Here is a 4,062-nt window from a genome sequence, read left to right as displayed (position 1 = left end):
GATCATCCAGCCACACCACAGCCCCTACGACACCCTCCAGCCCCAAACCCCCAGCCACACCCCGATGCCCCACCAACACATCCGCACCACTGTCAGCGAGCATGAACTCCAACCGCCCAGCCGGATACTCCGGATCCAACGACACATACGCCGCCCCCGCGACCCACACCCCCACCACCGCAACCACCAGATCCACACCACGCTCAAGACACAACCCCACCACCGACTCCGCCCCCACCCCCAACCCCACAAGATGACGCGCCAACCGATTCGCCCGCACCATCAACCCGCCATACGTCAACACCTCACCACCCACAACCACCGCCACCGCATCCGGCGAAACAACCGCCCGCGCAGCAATCAACTCATGCACCCCACCCACACCCGGCAGAGCCAACTCCACACCACACCCACCCCGCACCAACCCCTCAACCTCACCCACCGACATGACCGACACATCACCCAGAAGCCGGGCGGGGTCCTCGGTGAAGGCCTCCAGGACCCGGGCCAGATGGCCGGCCATGCGGTCCATCGCCTCCGCCTCGAACTTGGAGCGGTCGTAGGAGAAGGTGATGGTGAGTTCGCGTCCGGAACTGGCAGTCACGCTGAGGGGGTAGTTGGCCTGCTCACGGCCGTAGTTGGCACCGGCCCTCAGGCCGTCCGCCACGGAGTCCCGCTGCCGCGTTTCGAGTTCCTGGGCGGGAAAGTTCTCGAAGACGAAGAGGCTGTCGAACAGTGCCCTGCCGGGCGGCAGTTCGCTGCACGCCGCAATCGTGACGAGCGGCGTCTGCTCGAACTGCCGTGCCCTTACCTGCTCTTCCTGGAGCCCGGCGAGCCAGGCCGCCACGGGCCGATCGCGGTCGAGGCGGATTCTCACAGGTGTGGTGTTGAGCAGCATGCCCACCATGGAGTCCACGCCGTCGAGCCGGCCGTCGCGGCCCGAGGACGTCACCCCGAAGACGACGTCATCGCTGCCGGAGTACAGACCCATCACCACAGCCCATGCTGCCTGCACCACGGTGTTCAGCGTGAGCCGGTGGCGACGCGCGAAGTCCGCGAGTCCCGCTCCGGCCGTGTCGGCCGACAGCGGCACCCTGGATTCGCCGGGACCCTGCTCACCAGTGGCACGTTCGATCCCCAGGGAGGTCGGCTCGGTGATCCCCGCGAGGCGTCGGCGCCAGTACGCGCGTGCCTCGTCCATGTCCTGAGCGGCGAACCAGGCGACGAAGTCCCGGAAGGGCCTGCGCACCGGGAGCCGCGGTGCGTCTCCAGTGCGGAACGCGTCGTAGGCCTGCAGCAGTTCCCCGATGACGATCGGGGCACTCCATCCGTCCAGCAGCAGGTGGTGGTAGCTCCACACGAGTTGGTGACGGTCCGCCGCCAGCCGGATCACCGCTATGCGTGCCAGGGTCGGGGCTGTGAAGTCGGCGCCCTGCTCCCAGTCGGACGTGAGGTAGTCGTCGACCTCCGTACGCCGACTGGCCTCGTCCAGGTGCGACAGGTCCAGTACCCGCAGGGGCAGGGGAACCGACCGGGAGACCACCGCCAGCGGCTCGGCGACCCCGTCCCGTACAACGGTGGTTCGCAGCACCTCGTGCCGGTCGAACATCAGCTCCCACGCCCGGCGCAGGGCCTCCAGGTCGAGTTCGCCCTCCATCAGCAGCCCGTCCTGGACCCAGTACATCCCGGGTTCGGCGGCCAGCTCGGTGTGGAACAGCATGCCCTGCTGCAACGCGGTCAGCGGATAGATGTTCTCGATCGCCCGGCCGCCGAGTCCGCGGCCCGCACCTTTGCCCGCCCGGCCCTGCCGGTCGGCCGCCGCGTCGAATGCCGTCATGATGCTCCTCCGAAATCGCCGAGCCCACCGGGTGGTTCGGGTGAGTCGAAGCGCTGCTGAATGCGGTCGAGAAGGTCCTGATCCAGGTCGGCCAGGGGGAAGTCGGAAGGCGTGTAGCCGCCGATGCCGGAGCGGCAGCAGTACTCGATCAGGTCTCCGAGGACCTTGATGTAGCGCTGCGCGAGCCGGCGCACCGTCGCTTCCTCGTGCACCTCGTCGCTGTATGTCCAGACCAGCTCAAGGCGGCCCAGGGCGATCTGGCTGTTGATCTCGATCAGATGTGTGCGGCGTCCCTGTACGGACTGGGGGGTGCCCAGCGCTCGGCCGGTCGGGGTGAAGCGCCCTCCGGATCCGCTGCCGGCCCCGACGGCCTGTCCCGTCTGCCCCAGGTAGTTGAAGGCCACCTCAGCGCCCGCGCCCGGCGCCGGGTCCCGGTCCGCCAAGTAGCGCAACAGACCGTAGCCCTGTCCCTTGCGCGGTACGGCGCGCAGATACTCCTTCGTACGACGCAGTGCCTCGCCCGGGTCGCCTCCCGACGCCCCGCCGCCCAGGACCACCGGATACACGCTGGTGAACCAGCCCACCGTCCGCGACACATCGATGTCGTCGCCCACGTCCTCACGACCGTGGCCTTCGAGGTCCACCAGGACCGTCGGGGTGCGGCACCATTCCGTGAACACTGCACCGAGCACGCTCAGCAGTACGTCGTTGATCTGCGTGCCGAAAGCGCTCGGGACGTCCCGTAGCAGTTGTTCGGTCTGTTCCTCGCCGAGTGCGACGGACACCTGCCTGGCGGAGGTGATGCTGTTCGGCCCGTCCAGGTCCCGGGGCAGGGGGCGGGCACCGGCCTCGGCCGCACGCCAGTGCTCCGCCTCGGCCATCAGCTCCGTCGAACCTGCCAGCTCGGTCAGCCGTTGCGACCAGCGCATGTACGAGGTCGTCTTCGTCGGCAGTTTCACGGCGGCCCCGCGTTCGACCTGCCCGTAGGCGACCGCCAGGTCCTCCAGCAGTACGGGCCACGACACCGCGTCCACCACCATGTGGTGCGCCACGACGAACAGCAGCTGCTCCCGTTCTCCTGACCGGCCCTGGTTGCCGGTCCGGCCCCGGTCGAAGACGACCAGCCTCAGCAAGGGCCCGTCCGCCAGGTCGAGGCTGGTCTGCGCCTCCTGGCCGCGAGCCTCAAGAAACGCCCACTCGTCGTGGTCGTCCAGGCCGGTGGTCTCGAAGACCCGCACCAGATCGTCCGGCTCGGCAGCCATCAGCCGGCCGGTCCATCCGTCCGCCTCACGGACGAACCGCGACCGCAGCGCGTCGTGCTGTTCGAGCAGCGAGACCATGGCCACGCGCAGCAGATCGGGCTCAAGGCGTCCGGTGACCTCAAGCAGCATCGACTGGTTGAAGTGTGCGGGCTCCTGCAGTTCCTGTTCGAAGAACCAGTGCTGGATCGGGGACAAGGGGAAGTCGCCGATGACCAGGCCTTGCTCGGCATCGGCCGTGCTCCGGCTCGCCGCCACGGTGGCAAGTCCGGCGACCGTCTGGTGGTCGAACAACTGGGCCACGGTGACGTGGATCCCGGACTCCCGAGCCCGGGCGACCACCTGGATGCTGATGATCGAGTCACCCCCGAGTTCGAAGAAGTTGTCGTGGATGCCGACCCGGTCGACGCCGAGGACCTGGGCCCAGATGCCGGCGAGCAGTTCCTCGGTGGCGGTGGCGGGAGGCAGGAACCCGTCGAGGTCCGGGCGCAGACCGTCGGGTTCGGGCAGCGCGGCCCGGTCCACCTTCCCGTTCGGCGTGAGAGGCAGCGCGGCCAGCTCCGTGAAGACGGCCGGGACCATGAAGTCCGGCAGAGTCCGCTTCAGGTGCTCCCGCAGCTCTCCCACCGCCGGAACACCCGCGGCCAGGTCCGTCGGCACCAGGTAGGCCGCCAGTCGACGGTCGGTGACCTGGCCGAACACGTTCACCACAGCGGCGCGCACTCCCGGATGAGCCACCAGCGCGGTCTCGATCTCGCCGGGTTCGATGCGGTAACCGCGGACCTTGACCTGCTCATCCACCCGCCCCAGAAACTCCAGCTCCCCATCCGCCAGCCACCGCACCCGGTCCCCCGACCGATACATCCGCGACCCGTCCCCCGCGAACGGATCCGCCACGAACCGCTCCGCCGTCAACCCCGCCCGACCCCCATAACCCCGCGCCAACTGCCCACCCGCAATACACAA

General features: G+C 68.7%; 2 protein-coding genes. Both read right to left on the bottom strand.

Features of this window, described 5'->3' with window-relative positions; translation table 11 throughout:
- Nucleotides 1–1,837: condensation domain-containing protein (locus tag ACIOKD_RS41985; RefSeq protein WP_402093748.1), on the bottom strand; the 1,837-nt coding region annotated here is incomplete at its 3' end.
- On the bottom strand, nucleotides 1,834–4,062 hold a 2,229-nt coding region (locus ACIOKD_RS41980), incomplete at its 5' end, for a condensation domain-containing protein (RefSeq protein ID WP_402093746.1). The genes ACIOKD_RS41980 and ACIOKD_RS41985, both read right to left, overlap by 4 nt.

This window comes from Streptomyces sp. NPDC087844, assembly GCF_044742785.1.
Taxonomy (GTDB): domain Bacteria; phylum Actinomycetota; class Actinomycetes; order Streptomycetales; family Streptomycetaceae; genus Streptomyces.
This window is presented reverse-complemented; position numbering and strand designations above follow the sequence as displayed.